Below are 20,192 nucleotides of genomic sequence, written 5' to 3'. Positions count from 1 at the left end.
CGGAACGTTACTATGTCGCAGGACACCAAACGGCGGCTGCTCGTCGCCGACGACGACCCTTCCACACGGCAATTCCTCGCGGGCGCGCTGGCCGGCCACGGTTATACGGTCACGCTGGCCCATGACGGGGCGGAAGCGCTGGAAACAGCGCGTACCACGCGTTTCGACGCCCTGCTCCTGGATTGCCGGATGCCGCGTGCCGGTGCGATCGAGGTGCTGTCCGCACTTCGCCGGGACGCCGGTTCCGCCTCGCATGCGGCAACGGCGCTGGCCACGAGCGCCGAGGTGCCGGCGAGCCTGCGTACGGAATTACTGAAGGCCGGCTTCGCCGGCGTGATCGAAAAGCCGTGCCGCGTCGCTTCCCTGGTGGACGCGCTCGCCGCCACGCTGGGCATCGACGAGGGTTTTCGGATCCTCGACGACGAGGCCGGACTTATGGCCGCCGGCGACCCGGCCACGATGCAGGCCTTGCGTCAGCTCCTTCGGGCGGAGCTCGTCGAACTCTCAGGCGCACTTGACACCCTGGCAACCGACCCGGCGGAGCTCGTGGAGCGCCTGCATCGACTGCGCTCCGCCTGCGGCTTCTGCGGGGCGGTGCGCCTGGGCGCGCAGGCGAAGGTGATGCAAGGCCACATTCGCGAAACGCGCATGGCGGTGCCCGATGCCCTGGCACGCTTCCGTGCCGAGCTGGAAGCAACCCTGTCGGCGCTGTAGGAGCGCGCCCTGCGCGCGACATGTTTTGAGGCCGTGGCCTGGGGCTGGCGCGCAAACATGCGGACTGCCGCGAAGAGATGTCGCGCGCAGGGCCCGCTCCTACACGAGCTAGCGAAGCACCCGCCAGGCCCGCAGTTCGCCACCACCGAGGTGGAACGCGATCACCTGCCGCATCATGCGGCGTAGCGACGCGAGGCCGGCCGTGTCGGGCGAGCGGTCCTCCGCCAGCGCAAGCAGGTCGGCCCCGCGGATCGCGCGTGGGTCGCCCGCGCGACCGGGCATGGCACCGGATTCGGGATCGTAGAAATAGGCGGCGGCGGCATCGAGCGGCTCGCCGTCGAGCGCACCGGCGTCCAGTTGCAACGCGTAGCCCAGTGAATCCAGCATGTCGCGCTCGAACCGGCGCAAGGTCCAGGCGAGCGGCTGGCCAGCGGACATCCGCTGCAGGGTGCGTTCGTAAATCCCGAACAACCCGGGATTGGGATCCTGCCGCCCGGTGAGCCTGACCACCAACTCGTTGAGATAGAGCCCCGCGAGACCGGCATCGCCGGCAAGGCGCAATACCGCACCGGAGGGCTCGGCCCCGCGCAGCGTCGCCAGTTCGCCCCTCATCATCAGGTCGAGTTCGACCCGCTGGAATGGTTCCAGTTGCGCACGTTGCAGCCGCGCCCGTTCCGTGCGCACCCCGCGCGCGACCACGCCGATACGGCCGTGGTCGCGGGTCAGGCATTCGATGAGCAGCGAGGTCTCCCGGTACGGCCGGGCGTGCAGGATGAAGGCAGGCTGTTGTTCGACGCGCATCGCTGGCGGCGCTCGGAAAGCTTATTCGTAACCGAAACGCTTGAGCAGGTTCTCGTCGTCGGCCCAGCCCTCGCGGACCTTCACCCATAGCTTGAGGAAAACCTTGCGTTCGAACAGGTTCTCCATCTGCCGGCGCGCCGAGGTTCCGATGGCCTTGAGCTGCGCCCCGGCGTTGCCGATGACGATGGCCTTCTGGCCGTCGCGCTCCACCCAGATCACGGCGTGGATCTCGGCCACGCCGTCGGGGCGGTCCTCGAAGCCCTCGATCTCCACGGTGGTGGCGTACGGCAATTCCTGGTCGAGCCGCAGCATCAGCTGCTCGCGGACCATCTCCGCCGCGAGGAAGCGCTCGCTGCGATCGGTGATCTCGTCCTCGCCGTAGATCGCAGGCTGCACCGGCAGGCGCTTAAGGATGCCCTTCTCAAGACCGGAAAGGCCCTTCGACTTCAGCGCGCTCACGTAGTACACGTCGTCGAACGGATGCTGCTGCATCAGGTCGGCGACGAAGGGAAGCATCGCCGTCTTGTCCTTCTGCAGGTCGACCTTGTTGATCGCCAGCAGCTTCGGCATGTCCGGCTGCTCCGCAAGCGCGGCGTACATGGTCTTGTCTTCGTCGGTCCAGCGCCCGGCCTCGATCACCTGCACGGCGAGGTTCACCTCGGTGATCGCGGCACGCGCGGCACGGTTGAGGCTGCGGTTCATCGCCCGCTTGCCGCCACGATGGAGGCCCGGCGTGTCGACGTAGAGGATCTGGCCCTGGGGCTTGCTGGAAATGCCCAGGATGCGATGACGCGTGGTCTGTGGACGGTGGCTGACGATACTGAGGCGTACGCCGATGAGGGCGTTCAACAGGGTGGATTTACCCACGTTGGGACGGCCGGCCAGCGCGACGTAGCCGCAGCGGAAATCGTCGTCGACGAGGGTGTCTTCTTCGGTGCTATCGATGTCGTTGTCGTTCATTTCTTTTCTTCCAGCAGGCGGCGAAGGATCGCTTCGGCAGCATCCTGCTCGGCGGCGCGCCTGCTGCCGGCGCGTCCTTCGACGCGGATCGGTTCGGGCTCGTCGATGGAACAGCTGACGTCGAAGACCTTGGCATGGTCGTCGCCATAGCTGCCTGTGAGTTCGTAGACGGGCAGCGCCATGCCCCTGCCCTGTAGCCATTCCTGCAGGCGGGTTTTCGCATCCTTGCTGGAGCGCTTGATTTCTGCCACGCGCGGCGTGAACAACCTGCGCACGACCTGGCGACAGGCATCATAGCCGTCATCCAGGTAGACGGCGGCCACGAGGGCTTCGAAGGCGTCGGCGAGGATGGAATCCCGGCGGAAGCCCCCGCTTTTCAGTTCGCCGGGACCGAGTTTCAGCACATCGCCCAGTTCCAGTTCACGGGCGATCACGGCCAGCGCCTGGCCATTGACCAGCTGTGCGCGCAGCCGCGAGAGCTCGCCTTCGCTGGCGTTCGGATGGGCCTCGTACAGCAGTTCCGCCACCGTGGCGCCCAACAGGGCGTCCCCGAGGAACTCCAGGCGCTCGTTGTTCGGTTTCCCGGCGCTTCGATGGGTCAGCGCCAGGTTCGCGAGGTCGGGATTGCGGAAGGAATGAGGGAACTGCACGATCGCTTGTCAGGTGGACGCATTCCCCAGCTGCACCGAATTTTCGAAATGCAGGAGGAAGTCGATGTTGTAGATGAAGGGAATCTGTTTGTCGTACTCGACATGCAACACGGCGCCGTTGTTGGCGCGATCCATGGTGATGTCCTTGGGCTGGATGGTAGCGTCGTCCACGTACTGGAAACCCATCTTGAAGATCAGGTCGCGGCGGATGCTGTCGAGGTCCCGGGTGGCCGACCCACTGGTGGCGATCTGGCTCATGGCCTTCTTCACGCCGAAGTACTCGATATAGGACGGCACCAGCTTCATGGCCATGAAGGCGAAGAAGCCGAGCACCAGCAGCACGATGACGAAACCGATGAGGGTAATGCCCGATTGCCTGGATTTCATGGTCGATTCCCGCCGCCGTGGCGGCTCCCCCTGTTCAAGACGTTGAATGCGTACGGGGCGCCCACGCGCCCCGCAGCGGAGATTACCTTGTCCGGAGGCTTCCGCAACGCCTTGCGGCGTGACGGAGGCCACCGTTCGGTCAATGGATGACCTTGCCCATCTTCGGGAAATCGAACCAGCCGTTGCCCGGACCCCGCCAGGCCAACCAGACGAAGAAAGCCTTGCCGACGAGGTTTTTCTCCGGCATGCAGCCCCACCAACGGCTGTCGGTGCTGTTCATGCGATTGTCGCCCATCACGATGTAGCAGCCCTTCGGCACTTCCGAGGGCACCACCGCGTTGGGGATGTCCTGCGGCATGTTGTAGGCCGGCGTGAGCGCGATCGTGTGATTGATGCTGCCCAGGTGCTCGGTGTACAGCTTCGAACCGAAGGTCATCAGCAGGCGGTCTTCCGGCCGGGTCATGCTGCCCTTGAAGGGACCGATCTCGTCGGCTCCCACGCGCTCGCCGTTGATGTACAACTCGCTGCCGCGGGTTTCGATACGGTCGCCCGGCAGGCCGATCACGCGCTTGATCCAGTTCTCGCTGGCCACCGGTGCGTGTGGATCCTGGCAGGTCAGGTCGCCGCTGCGGACGATCTGGCCGTTTTCGTCCTTGCATTGATAACCGGGGAAGCGGAAGACGACCACATCGCCGCGGCGTGGCTCGCCATTCGCTACCAGCTTGTTGTTGAAGGCCGGCATGCGCAGGCCATAGGTGAACTTGTTGACCAGGATGAAATCGCCGACGTCCAGGGTGGGCATCATCGAGCCGGAGGGAATCCGGAAGGGCTCGGCCACGAACGAACGCAGGATCAGCACCACCAGGATCACCGGAAAAAGGGATCGCGCCCAGTCTACCGGCCAGGGCTCGGGCTGCTCCGCGCCGGACGCCTCCGCCCGGGCGCGACGCGCCTTCACCAGGAACAGGCGATCGAACAGCCACACCAGTCCGAAAAGGACCGTGAGGCCGAGGAGGATCGCCGAAAAATCGAATGCCGCCATGCCAACTCCGTTAGTCGTATCGAGGGGCCGTAAGGCCCATTCCGACGCATCCGGCGCCGGGGTTCCATAGGTGAAACGTCATGCCGCCGGGGCAGTGGTCACTTATCGACCTTCAGCACGGCCAGGAATGCTTCCTGTGGAATCTCCACGCTGCCGACCTGCTTCATGCGCTTCTTGCCTTCCTTCTGTTTTTCCAGCAGCTTCTTCTTGCGCGAGACGTCGCCGCCGTAGCATTTCGCCAGTACGTTCTTGCGCAGGGCCTTCACGGTGGAACGCGCGATGACGGCGGCGCCGACCGCGGCCTGGATGGCCACGTCGAACTGCTGCCGCGGGATCAGATCCTTCATCCGATCCACAAGTTCCCGTCCCCGGCGCTCGGCGTGCGAGCGGTGCACGATCAGGCTCAGTGCGTCCACGCGGTCGCCGTTGATAAGGATGTCCACCCGAACGAAGGGACCCGCGTCGAACCGCTCGAGGTGGTAGTCCATCGAGGCATAGCCGCGGGACACCGATTTCAGGCGGTCGAAGAAGTCGAGCACGACCTCGGCCAGCGGCAGTTCGTAAGTCACCTGCACCTGGGTGGCCAGGTACTGGATAGAACGCTGCACGCCACGCTTTTCCTCGCACAGCTTGATGACGTTGCCAACGTAGTCGCCCGGCGTGAGGATGGTGGCTACGATGATCGGCTCGCGAATCTCGACGATCTGCTGCGGCGGGGGCAGCTTGGCCGGATTGTCCATGGCGAGGACGGTACCGTCGGTCTTGGCCACCTCGTAGACGACCGTCGGCGCGGTCGTGATGAGGTTGAGGTCGTATTCGCGTTCAAGGCGCTCCTGCACGATCTCCATGTGCAGCATGCCAAGGAAGCCGCAGCGGAAACCGAAACCCATGGCTTCGGAGCTTTCCGGCTCGAAGAACATGGCGGCGTCGTTGAGGCGCAACTTGTCGAGCGCTTCGCGCAGGGCCGGGTAATCGTCGGCGGATACCGGGAACAGGCCCGCGAACACGCGCGGCTGCATCGTCTGGAAGCCCGGCAGCGGTTCGTCCGCGGGCTTGCCGGCGTGGGTGAGCGTGTCGCCCACCGGCGCGCCGTGCACGTCCTTGATCGACGCGTTGATCCAACCCACCTCGCCTGCGGCGAGGCGCTCGAGCTTCTTCCGCTTAGGGGTAAACACGCCCACATCGTCGACCAGGTGCGTGCGGCCGGTGGACATGACCAGGATCTTGTCGCCGGGGCGGATCTCGCCCTGCATCACGCGCACGAGCGACACCACGCCGAGGTAATTGTCGAACCACGAGTCGATGATCAATGCCTGGAGCTTGTCCGTGCCGCGCGGCTTCGGCGGCGGGATGCGATGGATGATCGCTTCCAGCACTTCGATCACGTTCTCGCCGGTCTTGGCGCTGACGGGAATGGCGTCGCTGGCGTCCAGGCCGATCACGGCTTCTATTTCGGCCTTGGCTTTCTCGATGTCGGCCGTGGGCAGGTCGATCTTGTTGAGGACCGGGATAACCTCGAGACCCTGCTCGAGCGCCGTATAACAGTTGGCGACGGACTGCGCCTCGACACCCTGCGCGGCATCCACGACGAGCAGCGCGCCCTCGCACGCGGACAGCGAACGGCTGACCTCATAGGAGAAGTCGACGTGGCCCGGGGTATCGATGAAGTTCAGCTGGTAGGTCTTGCCGTCGCGCGCCTTGTACGGCAACGACACGGACTGCGCCTTGATGGTGATGCCGCGCTCGCGTTCGATCGGATTGTTGTCCAGCACCTGCGCTTCCATTTCGCGCTCGGTCAATCCTCCGCACAACTGGATGATGCGGTCGGCCAGGGTCGACTTGCCGTGGTCGATATGGGCAATGATGGAGAAGTTGCGGATGAGTTCCATGGAGCGCCGTGGTTACGTTCGCCATCGCTCGCGGCGCGAACGAGGCGCGCCGGCCCTTTTGGCCGGCGCGAATCCCGCATTATCGCATGGAAGGCCGACCGCCGCCGAGCGACGGCCGGGCCCGTGGCTCAGCGCTCGCTGGGCACGGTGACGCCGACGAACGAGGTTGAATCGTCGCGGCGGACGAGCAGCATGGCGGTGTCGCCGGGCTTGATGCCCTTCGTCGCGGCGCGGAAGGCGGCGGCGCTGCCGACCCGCTTCTGGTTGATCATCAGGATGACGTCGCCCGAGCGCAGGCCAGAGCTGGCCGCCGCGCTGCCGGTGATCCGGCTGACGACGACACCCTCCCCCGGCTTGAGGCCCAGTTCGGAACGGGCCGACGCGTCGATGTCCTGCACGGACAGGCCCAGCGCGGTGGCCGACCCGCTGACGCCGCTGTCGTTGTCCCCGCCGGCCGACGCCAGCGCGTTCTTGTCGCGCGGCAGCTCGCCTACCTTGACGTCAACGGTCTGCTTCTTGTGGTCGCGAAGGATCTCCACCCTGGCCGTGGAACCGGGCTTCGTGATGCCCACCAGCGGCGGCAGGTCGGGGGCCTGGGTGATCGGCGTGCCGTTGAAGGAAAGGATGACGTCGCCCTGCCTCAGGCCGGCCTTGTCGGCACCGCTACCCGGGGTGACCTGGGCCACCAGGGCACCGCTCGCGTCCGGCAGGTCGAGGTTCTTCACGAACTGGTCCACCGGCTGCACCGTCACGCCGAGCATGCCGCGCGAGACGTAGCCCTTGTCCTTGATCTGCTGCACGACGTTCATCGCCACGTCGATGGGAATGGAGAAGGACAAGCCCTGGTAACCACCGGAGGTGGAGTAGATCTGTGAATTCACGCCGATCACCTGGCCTTGCAGGTTGAAAAGCGGACCGCCGGAATTGCCGCGGTTGATGGGCACGTCGGTCTGGATGAAGGAGGTATACGGCTGGTCGCCACTACCGAGGTTGCGACCCACCGCGCTGATGATGCCGTGGGTGACCGTGGCGTCCAGGCCGAACGGCGAACCGATCGCCAGCGCCCACTGGCCTCGCTTGACCGTGCGCGAATCGCCGATGGCCACGGTAGGCAGCGACTTGCCGTCGATCTTGAGCAAGGCGATGTCGTACTGCGGATCCTTGCCGACGACCTTCGCGGTAAAGGTGCGGCGGTCCTGCAGGCGGATCTTGACCTCGTCGGCATCGTCGACGACGTGGTCGTTGGTGAGGATGTAACCGTCGGCCGAGATGATGAAGCCCGAACCGAGTGAGGTACGCTCGCGTGGCTGCATGGGCATGCCGGGCATGCCGAAGAAGCGCCGTAGCAGTTCTTCCTGGTCGTCGGGCATGTCGCCCGGTCCGCTGCGTGCCTTGCGGGCCGTGCCCGTCGTTTTCGCTTCCACGTGGACCACGGCGGGAGCGTATTTCTCCACGACGCCGGTAAAGTCCGGCAGGGTTTGCGCCTGTGCGCCTGAGCCCGTCAGGACCAGGGCACCAACGAGTAGTGCGCGTACATGCCAGAGAGCCATCGATTTCCTCCTTTTTTACCTAACCACGGCTGCCCGTGCGGATGACACCGCACGGATCGTTACAAAACCAGGGGAAGGCGCGCCGGGATGAGCGGCGCGCGGGCACAAGCCGCGGCTCAGCGAGCCTGCGGCGCGGCCACCGGCTGCACATAGCGACTGCCGTCGGGACGGATCAGCAGCATGTAACCGTTGCCTTCCGAAGCCGAGGCGGCCCGGGCGCGGTGAATCTGGTACGGGGTGGAGCGCGGCAGGTAGGCCGCGGCACCGGCATCGTTCGAGCTGTCGAACGCCGCCTTCTGGGTAAAGCGGGAAGCCATGTTGCCGCTGAGCCACTGCGGCGCGACCGGCGCGGCCGTCTGCGTGGCCGGTACGCTGGCCACCTGTGCGTCGCCTGCCAACTCGGCGTGCTGGGCCACGTCGGGTGCGGAGGAGCGGTTACCCGTGGGCTGGGAAAGCATCAGGGCGGCTACCGCGACACTGGCGGCGATGGCGCCACCGGCCGACCAGTGCAGCCATCGGCGACGAGGTTGCCCTGCCGCGGCCGGCTCGGCCTCGATGGCGGCCATGACCCGGCTGGCAAAATCCGCGGAGACCTGTGGCATGCATTCACGGCGCAGGCCGTCGCGGGCCACGTGGAACCGCGCCCAGGTATCGGCGAGGAGCGGGTCGGCTTCGAGCCGGCGCAGCAGGAAGCGGATTTCCTCCCGTGACAACTCACCGTCCATGCCGGCGGAGAGAATTTCCCGATTGGCTTCGCTCATGGGTTGTGGTCCTCGCGGTCGGACAACAGCGGCCGCAGTTTCTGGTCGATGGCTTCGCGAGCCCTGAAAATACGCGAACGGACAGTACCGATGGGGCAGTCCATGATGGTGGCAATATCCTCGTAGCTCTTGCCTTCCACCTCGCGCAGGGTAATCGCGACCCGAAGTTCCTCAGGCAGGGCTTGGACAGTGGAAAACACCGTTTGTTCCACCTGTTCACGCATCATTTCACGCTCAGGGGTGGCACTCTCGTGCATACGGGTGGCCCCGGGCACATAAACGGCGTCCTCGATGTCGATGTCGCCCGTGGGCGGGCGGCGTCCCATCGCCACCAGGTGGTTCTTGGCCGTGTTGACCGCGATCTTGTACAGCCAGGTATAGAAGGCGCTTTCGCCGCGGAATGCACCCAGGGCACGCCAGGCGCGCACGAAGGCTTCCTGGGCGATGTCCTCGCACTCGGTGCGATCGTGCACGTAGCGCGAGATCAGCGCTATCACCTTGTGCTGGTATTTGCGGACAAGCAGGTCGAACGCGCGGCGATCCCCTTGCTGCACGCGCTCGACAAGTGCTTGATCCAGTTCGTTTTCGCCCATCCGGGCCGTCTCCTCAAACTCTATGGGGGCCAGTCGCGGGCGCAGCTGAGACAAGTCGGCGCGGCGCAAGTTCACTCGCGCCTTGCCGGATTCCTCTTCGAAAATATGCGGGGCAAGCCGGCGAACCTCAAGCCGGGACGGCGTGCCCTTCGGTCACCAGGCGTTCGCGCTCACCCAGCAGTTTCTCGAAAGTGACGGTGGGCAGGGGCCGGCAGAACAGATAGCCCTGCAGTTCGTCGCAGCCGTTCGCGCGGAGGAAATGAAGATGTTGCTCGATCTCCACGCCTTCAGCCACCACGCCACGCTTGAGGCGATGGGCCATGTCGATGGTGGCACGGACGATGGCCTCGTCGTCGGGATCCACGCCGATGTTGCGCACGAAACTCTGGTCGATCTTGATGCGGTCGGCCGGCAACCGGCGCAGGTAATCCAGCGAGGCCGCACCCGTGCCGAAATCGTCGATGGCGATCCGGCAACCCATGGCATGCAGCGCATCCAGCGTTTCCACGAGATGCGGCACGGTCTTTACGCTGATGCTCTCGGTAACCTCGAGTTCGAGTTGGCCGGGATCCAGTTCCGTATCGCGCAACGCGTTCGCGACGACGGCGGCGAGATTGGTCTGCATCAGTTGTACCGCGGAGAGGTTTACGCCGAGGCGGAGGCCGAGCCCGTACCGGTCCTCCCAGGCCTTGGCCTGGGCGCAGGCGGTGCGTAGCACCCATTCGCCGATCGGCACGATGAGGCCACTGGCCTCCGCCAGCGGAATGAAGAAGCCAGGGCTGATCATGCCCAGCTCGGGATGTTCCCAGCGCACCAGCGCCTCCATCCCGACGATGTCCTCGCTGGTCGCCTCTACCTGCGGCTGGTAGAACACGCGCAGTTCGTCGTTGCGCACCGCATGACGCAGGCGCACCTTCAGTTCGGCCTGCTGCTGTTGCGCGGCGTCCACGTTGGCCGCGTAAATCTGGTAATTGTTGCGGCCAAGGCTCTTCGCGCCGTACATGGCTTCGTCGGCATGGCGCAGCAGCAGTTCGCCGTCGACGGCATCGTCGGGGAAGAACGAGATGCCGATGGAGATAGTGGCCTGGAGTTCGGAGCCGTCGTCCAGCGACAGCGGGAGTTCCATCGCCTGCACGATTTTCTCGGCGATGCGCAGCACGTCGTCGCGTTTGATGATGTGTCGCAGGATCAGGGTGAATTCGTCGCCGGCGTACCGCGCGACGGTATCCGAGGCACGCACGCTGGCGCGCAGCTGCTTCGCCACCGAAGTCAGCACCTGGTCGCCGACCGCGTGGCCGAGTGTCTCGTTGATGCCCTTGAAACGATCCAGGTCGATCAGCAGCGTGGCGAAGCATTCGCCGGTGCGTTCGGCTTCGCGGATGGTGGTGTCGAGACGGTCGTTGAAAAGCAGCCGGTTGGGCAGTCCGGTGAGCGTGTCGACGAGTCCGCGGGCACGGCCTTGTTCGCGGGCACGGCGCAGTTCGAGCGCCGAAGCGAACCTCGCCGTTGCCGCGCGAAGTGCGGGCGCGAGCACGCGAGCGTCATTCGACGGACGGCAACGGCCAGCCAGCACGGCACCGATCACGCTGCGCCGTTCGTCCAGCAGCGGAAGCAGCACATAGGAGCGCAGGCCGAGCGCCTCGATGAGGGGATCGGCCAGGGGCGCGTCGCCGTCATCGCCAAGGCGCACGAGCGGCTCGCCGCTCAGGCATATCTTCAACAGCGGCAGGTCGCCGGCGTCGGGCCATTCGACGGGTGCGGGTCCGTTCCATATCCGCGCCAGCACCTCGGGCCCGCGTTCGCTTTCCGGCAGCGCGGACCACACGGCCACCACGTCGAGCTCGAGTGCGTCGGCAAGCAGGGCCGCGGCCTCGCTCATGCCGTCGTCGTCGCTGGGACAGGCATCGAGCACGGCGAGCAGGGAAAGCGCGCGCCCGGCGATATCGACCGTGCGCAGATCGCGGAAGCCCACCGCGATGCGGTGCACGCCATGGTCGACGATGTGGCGGACGTCCACTTCGCCGCCGATCTCGCTACCGTCGGGGCGCCGGAGGGTGCAGGCCATGGCATCCCCGTCGGGCACCGGCCACCCCGACCGGTTCGCCATGACGAACACCTCGGAAAGCAGGCGTCCCTGGATGGGGCCGTTGCCGGTCCAGAGCCGGTTCATGGCGGCGCCGCTGTCCAGGATGCATCCGTCCGGCGTCGAGGCGACGACCCAGGCCGCGCCCGCGTCGAAAGCGAAGCGCCAGTCGCTGCGCGGCGGTGTGTGCTGCACCGGCACGGCGGGAACCTGGAGCGCGGCACGAACGCGCTGTGCCAGTTCGGCGGCGATTGCCCCCGCACGCAGCCAGTCGAGAGCGCCTTCCGGCGCCACGCCCGGTGTGTCGTCCACCACGTAGACCATGGGTAGCGCGGCGTACCTGGGCGAGCCGCGCAGGATGCGCAGCCCCTGCGCCGTATCGGCGCTGCCGTCCGCGCCGACCACCACCACGTGCAACGGCGGCGCGTCCTCCAGCAACGATGCCAGTTGCGCGGCATCGCGCGCGGTCAGCAGGACGAAATCGCCGTCAAGGTCCAGCGCGTCGAAGACGGCGCGGCGCACGTCGCGTCGCGCCGTGAAGATGAGTACGCCGTTTGGCTCGATCGTGGCCGCCATCGGGTCAGACGACCCAGCGGCCGTCGCGGAGCCGCGGTGCAGCCGACCGCGCCTGCCAGTCGGCATCCACCCGCACGACGTCGCTCTCGAACGTGGCCAGAAGGCTGGGGCTCGCCCCGATGAGCACCACCCGGCGGACATGCCCGGTCTGGGTGCGCGAAAGTTGCCGTAAAAGTGCACCATCGGTCGCGCTTGGCGCCCCCGCGGGCATGTCGAGGAGATAAACGCCGAAGTGCAGGCTCTGCAGGATATAGCGCAGTGCGTCGCCGAGGCGCAGGCAGCCCGGTACGCGCATCTGCGCATCGCGCAGGCTCACCAGGCCCTCGGCGTGGCGCCACAGGTAGACGGCCTGGCCGGTGCGGCGCGCCACCAGGCGAAACTGCTCCACCAACAGCCCGGTATCGCTCGTCTTCAGCGCCACCAGCGGGCCCGAGGCCGACAGGATGCGGTCGAAGATATCGTTTCCTACGTTGGAATCCATGTGGCGTTCGGCGGCCTGGCGGGCGCGAAGTATCCGCCCAATGCCTGCCGTTGCGCCAGCCGTGCGGCTGCGACCCCGGCGACCGTACGGGCGGGTATCTCGCATTCGTCCCGGGGGAAAGGTATGGTGATGCGCTTATTCGCCACCGCACGATCCGCCATGTTCGAAGGACTTCGATTCAAGCACTGGAAGACCAGCGAGGGCGACGACGGCATCGTCGTCCTCACCCTCGACCGCGAGGGCGCCAGCGCCAACGCGCTGTCCCGCGACGTGCTCGACGAACTGGACACCCTCGTCGAGCGGCTCGCGATCGAGGCCCCGCGCGGGGTCGTCATCCATTCGGCCAAGCCCATGGGGTTCGCGGTGGGTGCCGATATCCGGGAGTTCGTGGAATACGCACAGACCGGCACGGTGCTCGAGAACATCGAGAACGGCCAGCGCGTTTTCGAAAACCTCGCCCGTCTGCCCTGCCCGACCGTGGCCGCCATCCATGGCGCCTGCATGGGCGGCGGTACCGAACTGGCGCTGGCATGCCGCCAGCGCATCGCCGCCGACGACGATGCGACGAAGATCGGCCTTCCGGAAGTGATGCTGGGCATCCATCCGGGCTGGGGCGGCAGTGCCCGCCTGCCTCGCCTGATCGGCGCACCGGACGCCCTGCCCGCGATGCTCACGGGCAAGCCGTTCAACGCCCGCAGGGCGAAGGCCGCGGGCCTCGTCGACCGCCTTGCCCGCCCCGACGAACTCCTCGCCGAGGCGCGCGAACTCGCCCGCCGTCCGGTGCAACGTCCGTTCGCACAGCGGGCGAAAGGCTGGGCCACGAATACCCTGCTCGCCCGCGCCGTGCTCGCCCCGATCGTACGCAAGCAGACCGCGGCCAAGGTACGCAAGGAACACTATCCGGCCCCGTTCGCCCTCATCGACACCTGGGCACGCGGCGGTGGCAACATACAGCAACGGTTGAAGCTGGAGGCAAAGTCGGTGGCAAGGCTCGCCACGACGCCGACGGCGCGCAACCTCATTCGCATATTCTTCTTGCGGGAACGCCTGAAGGGACTTGGCGGCGGCGTCGACCACGGCATCTCGCACGTGCACGTCGTGGGTGCCGGCACCATGGGCGGGGACATCGCCGCATGGTCCGCCCTGAAAGGTTTCCAGGTGACACTGCAAGATCGCGAGGCTCGCTTCGTCGAGCCCGCCATCGCGCGCGCTCGCGGCCTCTTCGAGAAAAAACTGAAGGCACCCGCGAAGGTCGAGGCCGCCATGGGCCGCCTCCGGATCGATATCGAGGGTAGCGGCGTCGCCGTTGCCGATCTCGCCATCGAGGCCATCTTCGAGAATCCCGAGGCGAAGCACGCGCTCTACGCCGCGATCGAACCACAGTTCCAGGCCGACGAGATCCTGGCGAGCAATACCTCATCCATTCCACTGGACGAGCTTCGCCAGGGACTGAGGGCGCCGCAGCGGTTCCTCGGCCTTCACTTCTTCAATCCCGTGGCACAGATGCCGCTGGTGGAAGTCGTGCGCCATGACGCGCTGGATCCCGCTGTCGAGAAGCGCGCGCTAGCGTTCTGCAAGGCTATCGGCAAGCTGCCGGTACCGGTGAAGGGCACGCCCGGTTTCCTCGTCAACCGCATCCTCATGCCGTACCTCATGGAAGCGATGCGCCTTTACAACGAGGGCGTGCCGGGGCCGGTGCTTGATCGCGAGGCGAAGAAGTTCGGCATGCCGATGGGCCCGATCGAACTGGCCGACACGGTTGGGCTCGACGTCTGCGCTTCGGTAGGCCGCGAACTCGCGCCCTTCCTTGGCCTTGAGGTGCCGCAGGGGCTTGAGGAAAAACTCGCGGCGAACAAGCGCGGCAAGAAGGATGGCGAAGGCCTGTACGTCTGGAAGGACGGCAAGCCGGACAAACCGGAAGTGGATCCCGATTACGTGCCGCCGGCGGACATCCAGGACCGGATGATCCTGCCGATGATCAACGAGGCCATCGCCTGCCTCGCCGAGAACGTGGTGGACGATGCCGACCTGCTCGATGCCGGCGTCATCTTCGGCACGGGTTTCGCTCCGTTCCGCGGTGGTCCTATCCAGTACGTGCGCAGCGAAGGCCTCGCCGTGGTGCGCGATCGCCTGTCGAAGCTGGAGCAGGCGCATGGGGCGCGGTTCGCGAGGAAGGAAGGTTGGGAGAACCCGGAGCTTTCGGCCCCGGCGGCGTAGGAGCGCGCCCTGCGCGCGACATGTTTTAAGGCCGTGACCTGGAGCTGGCGCGCCAGGGTGAAGTCCGGTACGAAAACATGTCGCGCGCAGGCGCGCTCCTACGGGTATCGCATCACCACATCAGGTCGTCGGGCACGCCGTCGTCCGATTCGTTTGTGGCGTTCGGATCGACCAGCAGCGCGATGAACTCCGGCGCGACGCCGCGCAGTTCCTCGATCACCGACTTGCCGACGACGAGGTAGCGCCCGCCCTGCTGCACGACGCCTAGTTCGCCCGCGTTCAACGCGGCGAGCTGGATCGCATCCACGTGGACGCGGCGGATCTTCTCGCCATACGGGAAGTGCCGCACCTGGTCGGCGTCGGCGCGGTTCAGCGACTTGCCTTTCAGCAGCTCCTCCACCTTACGCTTCTTCTCCTTGCGCAGACGCGCCTGCTCGGCAGCCTCGGCTTCGGCTTGCTTCCGTTCCGTGGCTTCCTTCTGTGCACGGATGGCATAAGCCTTGGCGAGATCGATCTCACCTTCCTTGCGTGCAGGACGACCGGCCCCGGCTGGGCCGCCTTGCTGCGACGGCCCACCTTGGGCTGGCCTGCCGGCACCTTGCTGCGGACGGCCGCCTTGGCCTGGCCTGCCACCGCTTTGCGGTTTTCCGCCGGGGTTCGGCCTGCCGCCGCCCTGCGGCTTCCCGCCCTGCTTCGGCCGGTTGCCGGCATAGGGCTGGCCGCTGACCGAAACATTACCGCCCGGGCGCTGGGGCGGCATGGACGTCCTTTTTTCCTCGCGAATTTCTTTCACGAGGCCACTCTTCAACAACTGGTCGCGCAGGGAGTCTGCCATGATCGGTAAGGCTCGTTCGATGCTCAGTAATGCGGCGGCGGGGGTTCGTTCGCAGGATCGCTACCGAGGCCCGCTCGCATGTTCACCAGGTCCGAGCGCAGGTCGCGCAAGGCCCGTTCCAGCAGGTCCAGACGGCGCGCGATTTCCGCATCCGCCGACGAAAGACCATTGACGGTGTCGTCGACGAAGGCGAGGCGTACTTCGAGTTCCGTCAGGCGTTCTTCGATCTCAGCCATGTTCGCGCCCGCTGAGGCTACGGCCGCGACCGATACCGTAATAGGCGATACCGGCCTCCTCGACGACGGCGGGATCGTAAAGGTTGCGCCCGTCGAAGATCGCCGGCTCGCCCAACAGCGATTTGATGCGGGCGAAGTCGGGACTGCGGAAGGCCTTCCACTCGGTGACGATGACCAGCGCGTCGGCACCCTCGAGTGCCTCGTAGGGGCGCTCCACGAGCGCGAGGTCGTCGCGCTCGCCGTAGATGCGTCGCGTTTCGTCCGCGGCTTCGGGATCGAAGGCACGCACCTTGGCGCCGGCATCCCACAGTTGCTCCATGAGGCGGCGGCTCGATGCCTCGCGCATGTCGTCGGTGTTCGGCTTGAACGCGAGGCCCCATACCGCCACGGTGCGACCCTTGAGCTTTCCGTCGAAGTGTCTGGAGAGCAGTGCGAACAGGCGCGACTTCTGCCCGTCGTTCACCCTTTCCACGGCATCGAGCAGGTGCGCGTCGTAGCCGACCGAGTGCGCCGTGCGCGCAAGTGCCTGCACGTCCTTCGGAAAACAGGAACCGCCATAGCCGGCACCGGGATAAATGAAGTGATAGCCGATTCGCGGATCGGCGCCGATGCCCTGTCGCACCAGTTCCACGTCTGCACCGACGTGCTCGGCGATGTTCGCTATCTCATTCATGAAGCTGATCTTCGTCGCGAGCATGGCATTCGCGGCGTATTTGGTCAGCTCGGCAGAACGCTCGTCCATCACCACCATGCGGTCGTGGTTGCGGTTGAACGGCGCATAGAGCTTGCGCAGCACACCGATGGCCTTCTGGCTCGACGCGCCGACGATGATGCGGTCGGGACGCAGGCAGTCTTCCACCGCATCGCCTTCCTTCAGGAATTCGGGGTTGGAAACGACGTCGAAAGGCACATCCACGCCACGCGCCTTCAGGCGCTCGGCCACGGCAGCGCGTACGCGATCGGCCGTGCCGACGGGGACGGTCGATTTGTTCACCACGAGGGTGTAGCGGTCTATGTGGTCGCCGATGGTCTTCGCCACGGCCAGCACGTATTGCAGATCGGCGCTTCCGTCCTCGTCGGGCGGTGTACCCACGGCGATGAACACGATGTCACCGTGTTCGATGGCAGGCTCGGCATCGGTGGTGAAGACCAGGCGGCCCTCCGTGTGGTTGCGCGCCACCATCGGTTCCAGACCGGGCTCGAAGATGGGAATGTCGCCGCCCTTCAGCCGCTCCACCTTTCGCGCGTCCACGTCGACGCAGACGATGTGGTTGCCCATCTCGGCGAGGCAGGCGCCCGTAACAAGGCCGACGTAGCCGGTGCCAAAGATCGTGACTTTCATACAGCTCCCGGAGCTTTCGACTTCAGTCGTCGTAACGGGCAATTGTAGTCCGGAGGAGAGCCGGAGCAAATAAACAAAAAAGGGCGCGGATCGCTCCGCGCCCTTTGCTGACGCATGTCGCTGGGGCTTACTTGCCGCCACCCGCCGGAGCGGCCGCCGGGGCCTTGCCGGCCGGGGTCGCTTCGGTCTTCAGCAGTTCGACGTCGAAGATGATCGTCGCATTCGGCGGGAAACCGTTTTCCGGCTTGGCACCGTAGGCGATGCTGGACGGGATGAACAGCTTGTACTTGCCGCCCGTCTGCATCAGCTGCAGGCCTTCGCGGAAGCCCGGGATCACCGCGGCGAGAGGAATCTTCGCCGGGCCGGCCGGCTGGTGGTCGGCCGAGGAGTCGAACTTCTCGCCGTTCACGAAGGTGCCGGTGTAGTTGATGGTGACCGTGTCGTTAGGACCCGGACGCTGGCCGGTACCGGCCTGGACGACCTGGTACTGAAGGCCCGACGAGGTGACCTTCACGCCGGCGGCGCTCTTGTTCTTGGCGAGGAAAGCATCGCCTTCCTGCTTGTTCTGCGTGGCGACCTTGTTGTACTCGGCTTCGGCCTTGACCTTCAGCTGGGCAACGAACGCTTCGCGAACCGACTTGGCTTCGGCTTCCGACATGGTCGGCTTCTGGCCCGAGAGCGCAGCCTGCAGGGCCTTGGCTACCGTAGCGGCATCCACTTCCTTCGCCACGAGCGGCGGAAGCGAGCTGGCAAGATCCCAACCGACGACATAGCTTGCCTTCTGCTTGTCGACGGGTGCCGCGGAGGCAGCCGGCTTGGCGGCCTGGGCGGATGCGCCCGCGGCCGTACCCAGCGCAACCGCCAGGGCGACGGCCGTCATCGTGGGACGCAAAAAGTGCTTCATTCGATACTCCCTCTTGGAAAGATTCGGCGAGGCCGCCGGTACACCTCCTTGTGGAGGCAGAAACGCCATTGTGCGGTGGTTCGCGCCCAGCTTGCAATGACGGGGCGAGAGACAGACTTTCACATGAAAAGTTCAGGGATATTTCATGACGTGTCGACCATGTCACTCAGGGCGGTCCTGGCCCGGCTTTTCGAGGGTGTCGCGGATGGCCGCCTGGAGGCGCGCGTGCACCTGGACCAGCACACGCCAAAGCAGCCAGGCAAGACCCACGCCCACCAGCACCAGCACCAGCGCCACTTCCCGGGGCGGCAGGATGGTGGAGGCCAGGGCCGCCACCAGCAGGCCCATGACCGCCATGGCCACCAACGGAATGATCCGGCCCAGGACAGCACGGATCCGATAGGTACGCGTCCCGAAGCGGTCCGGGATCGACAGCTCCGCGAGGAGCATCCCCAGGGCCCCGGCCTTCCGGTACGTCGCCACGATCATGGGCAGGGAAAGCAGCGCGGCCGCGGACCAGGCCAGGCTGCGGCGCACGATGGGGTCGTCGCTCAGCAGGTCCAGGTGGAGGAAGCCGCGGCGATAGGCGAAGGCCGCGATGATGAAGACCGCGACCACCAGCGCCGTGTTGATGATCACGTGCCAGACCAGCCGGCGGATCATCTTCATCACGATGGCGCCCTGCCCTTGCAGGCCCAGGTTGCCCATCCACTCCGTATAGGCGCCGAAGACACCGGTGACGCGGTTCGGCAGCGCGCACCCGAGGAACCGGGCCAGCGGATCGGATGAGCGGATCAGGTAGGGCGTGAGGAAGGTAGTGATCGCGGAAACCGCCACGGCCACGGGATAGAGGAATCCGCTGGTGACCTTGAGGGTGAGCCCGAGCGAGGCGATGACGAACGAGAACTCGCCGATCTGGGCCAGGCCCATGCCTACGCGCAACGACGTGCGTCCGTCGTTTCCGGCGACGAAACTGCCGAAGCTGCAGGTGATGACCTTGCCCAGCACCACTGCCACGGTGACGACGGTGATCGGCCATGCGTATTCGAGCAGCAGGCCCGGATCGATCAGCATGCCGATGGCGACGAAGAACACCGCGCTGAACATGTCGCGCACCGGCGTCACGATGCGCTCGATCCGCGCCACGCTTTCCGATTCGGCCACGATGGCACCGATCATGAAGGCGCCCAGGGCCACGCTATAGCCCATTTCGGTGACCAGGAGGCAGAAACCGAAGCAGATGCCGAGGACCGCAACCAGGAGTACGTCGTTGCGGCTCACCCGGGCGATGTAGTCGACCACGCGCGGCACGAGCAGCAGGCCGACCACCAGCGACACCGCCATGAACAAGCCGAGCCGGCCCACCGCCGCCAGCGCCTCGCCTGCCTCGACACCGCCCGTTCCCGCGATACCCGTGAGCAACGCCATCAGCACGATCGCCAGCACGTCCTCCACGATGAGGATGCCGAACATCAGCTGCGCGAAACGCTCGCGCTTGAGGCCGAGGTCCTCGAGCGCTTTCATGATGATGGTGGTGGACGAAATGGAAAGCATCGCGCCGAGGAACAGCGAATCCATCGCCGACCAACCGAAGAACCGGCCGATCTCGTACCCGATCCACACCATCAGCACGATCTCGGCAAAAGCCGCGACAAGTGCCGCGCCGCCTACCGCGCGCAGCTTCTTCAGGCTGAACTCCAGGCCCAGCGCGAACAGGAGCAGGATCATGCCCAGCTCCGACAGCGTGCGGATCGTTTCCTCGTCGTGGATGAAGATGACCGGCAACGTATGCGGTCCGACGACCAGGCCCGCGATGATATAGCCGAGCACGACAGGCTGCCTGAGGCGCTGGAAAAGCACCGTGGTAAGCCCGGCCACGAGCATCACGGTAGCCAGGTCCTGGATGAAAACGATGCCGTGCATGCCTTTCCCGGTGAGTGCGTGGGAACAGGTTACCCCTTCGAAAATAAATTCAAGAAAAGTGTAATGAACGCTTGACGGAATCCTGCCCCGGACGTAATCTTTGCGGCTTCCAGCAGGGGGCCATAGCTCAGCTGGGAGAGCGCCTGCATGGCATGCAGGAGGTCGCCGGTTCGATCCCGGCTGGCTCCACCAACTTCTAGTACGTCCCCATCGTCTAGAGGCCTAGGACATCACCCTTTCACGGTGGC

18 protein-coding genes and 1 tRNA gene are annotated in these 20,192 nt (G+C 65.7%); 3 read left to right on the top strand and 16 right to left on the bottom strand.

The window, feature by feature from the left end; translation table 11 throughout:
- Positions 1-12 precede the first annotated feature (12 nt).
- Positions 13-714 carry a response regulator gene (locus VGM71_RS09650; RefSeq protein WP_331544481.1) on the top strand — a complete coding sequence of 234 codons (702 nt, stop codon included), beginning with the start codon at positions 13-15 and terminating at the stop codon, positions 712-714.
- 108 nt (positions 715-822) lie between these two features.
- Here VGM71_RS09650 and recO read toward each other — a convergent pair whose 3' ends face one another.
- The 11 genes from recO to VGM71_RS09595 form a co-directional block, all read right to left on the bottom strand.
- Positions 823-1,515: a DNA repair protein RecO gene (recO, locus tag VGM71_RS09645; protein WP_331544479.1), complete on the bottom strand. Its 693-nt coding sequence runs from the start codon at positions 1,513-1,515 to the stop codon at positions 823-825.
- 21 nt (positions 1,516-1,536) lie between these two features.
- Complete coding sequence (gene era / locus VGM71_RS09640) at positions 1,537-2,475, bottom strand: GTPase Era (protein ID WP_331544477.1); 939 nt, start codon at positions 2,473-2,475, stop codon at positions 1,537-1,539.
- Complete coding sequence (gene rnc, locus VGM71_RS09635; protein WP_331544475.1) at positions 2,472-3,125, bottom strand: ribonuclease III; 654 nt, start codon at positions 3,123-3,125, stop codon at positions 2,472-2,474. The genes era and rnc overlap by 4 nt, the downstream gene beginning before the upstream one ends.
- A gap of 9 nt (positions 3,126-3,134) precedes the next feature.
- A complete protein-coding gene (locus VGM71_RS09630) occupies positions 3,135-3,512 on the bottom strand; it encodes a DUF4845 domain-containing protein (RefSeq protein ID WP_331544473.1) in 378 nt (125 codons plus the stop codon).
- A 139-nt stretch (positions 3,513-3,651) separates the two neighbouring features.
- On the bottom strand, positions 3,652-4,554 hold the full coding sequence (lepB, locus tag VGM71_RS09625; RefSeq protein ID WP_331544471.1) for a signal peptidase I: 903 nt from the start codon (positions 4,552-4,554) through the stop codon (positions 3,652-3,654).
- A gap of 98 nt (positions 4,555-4,652) precedes the next feature.
- Complete coding sequence (gene lepA, locus VGM71_RS09620; RefSeq protein ID WP_331544469.1) at positions 4,653-6,443, bottom strand: translation elongation factor 4; 1,791 nt, start codon at positions 6,441-6,443, stop codon at positions 4,653-4,655.
- A gap of 128 nt (positions 6,444-6,571) precedes the next feature.
- Entirely contained in the window at positions 6,572-7,993 is a 1,422-nt protein-coding gene (locus tag VGM71_RS09615) for a DegQ family serine endoprotease (protein WP_331544467.1), read from the bottom strand.
- A 116-nt stretch (positions 7,994-8,109) separates the two neighbouring features.
- Positions 8,110-8,754: a sigma-E factor negative regulatory protein gene (locus tag VGM71_RS09610; RefSeq protein WP_331544465.1), complete on the bottom strand. Its 645-nt coding sequence runs from the start codon at positions 8,752-8,754 to the stop codon at positions 8,110-8,112.
- Complete coding sequence (rpoE, locus tag VGM71_RS09605) at positions 8,751-9,347, bottom strand: RNA polymerase sigma factor RpoE (protein ID WP_331544496.1); 597 nt, start codon at positions 9,345-9,347, stop codon at positions 8,751-8,753. The genes VGM71_RS09610 and rpoE overlap by 4 nt, the downstream gene beginning before the upstream one ends.
- 127 nt (positions 9,348-9,474) lie before the next feature.
- Positions 9,475-12,006 (bottom strand): bifunctional diguanylate cyclase/phosphodiesterase, encoded by a 2,532-nt coding sequence (locus VGM71_RS09600; protein ID WP_331544463.1) that lies wholly within the window; start codon positions 12,004-12,006, stop codon positions 9,475-9,477.
- Positions 12,007-12,010: 4 nt separating this feature from the next.
- Entirely contained in the window at positions 12,011-12,487 is a 477-nt protein-coding gene (locus VGM71_RS09595) for a hypothetical protein (protein ID WP_331544461.1), read from the bottom strand.
- 159 nt (positions 12,488-12,646) lie between these two features.
- Here VGM71_RS09595 and VGM71_RS09590 point away from each other — a divergent pair, with 159 nt between their 5' ends.
- The gene (locus VGM71_RS09590; RefSeq protein WP_331544459.1) at positions 12,647-14,704 is read left to right on the top strand and encodes a 3-hydroxyacyl-CoA dehydrogenase NAD-binding domain-containing protein; all 2,058 of its coding nucleotides are present in this window, start codon (positions 12,647-12,649) and stop codon (positions 14,702-14,704) included.
- A gap of 112 nt (positions 14,705-14,816) precedes the next feature.
- On the opposite strand, the gene VGM71_RS09585 is transcribed toward VGM71_RS09590, so the two are convergent.
- From VGM71_RS09585 to VGM71_RS09565, 5 genes are all read right to left on the bottom strand, one after another.
- Entirely contained in the window at positions 14,817-15,539 is a 723-nt protein-coding gene (locus VGM71_RS09585) for a DUF2058 family protein (RefSeq protein WP_331544457.1), read from the bottom strand.
- Positions 15,540-15,562: 23 nt separating this feature from the next.
- Positions 15,563-15,775: a SlyX family protein gene (locus VGM71_RS09580; protein WP_331544455.1), complete on the bottom strand. Its 213-nt coding sequence runs from the start codon at positions 15,773-15,775 to the stop codon at positions 15,563-15,565.
- Positions 15,768-17,117: a UDP-glucose/GDP-mannose dehydrogenase family protein gene (locus VGM71_RS09575; protein ID WP_331544453.1), complete on the bottom strand. Its 1,350-nt coding sequence runs from the start codon at positions 17,115-17,117 to the stop codon at positions 15,768-15,770. Before VGM71_RS09575 ends, VGM71_RS09580 begins: the two co-directional genes overlap by 8 nt.
- A 127-nt stretch (positions 17,118-17,244) precedes the next feature.
- Complete coding sequence (locus tag VGM71_RS09570; protein ID WP_331544451.1) at positions 17,245-18,021, bottom strand: FKBP-type peptidyl-prolyl cis-trans isomerase; 777 nt, start codon at positions 18,019-18,021, stop codon at positions 17,245-17,247.
- A 162-nt stretch (positions 18,022-18,183) separates the two neighbouring features.
- Entirely contained in the window at positions 18,184-19,944 is a 1,761-nt protein-coding gene (locus tag VGM71_RS09565) for a cation:proton antiporter (protein ID WP_331544449.1), read from the bottom strand.
- 116 nt (positions 19,945-20,060) lie between these two features.
- Between VGM71_RS09565 and VGM71_RS09560 the strand changes: the two genes are divergently transcribed.
- Positions 20,061-20,136: transfer RNA gene (locus tag VGM71_RS09560), tRNA-Ala, on the top strand.
- The last annotated feature ends 56 nt before the right edge of the window (positions 20,137-20,192 follow it).

This window comes from Luteibacter sp. (genome assembly GCF_036499525.1).
GTDB lineage: Bacteria > Pseudomonadota > Gammaproteobacteria > Xanthomonadales > Rhodanobacteraceae > Luteibacter.
Note: the sequence above shows the minus strand (reverse complement) of the source record. Positions and strands in the feature narration are given on the sequence as shown.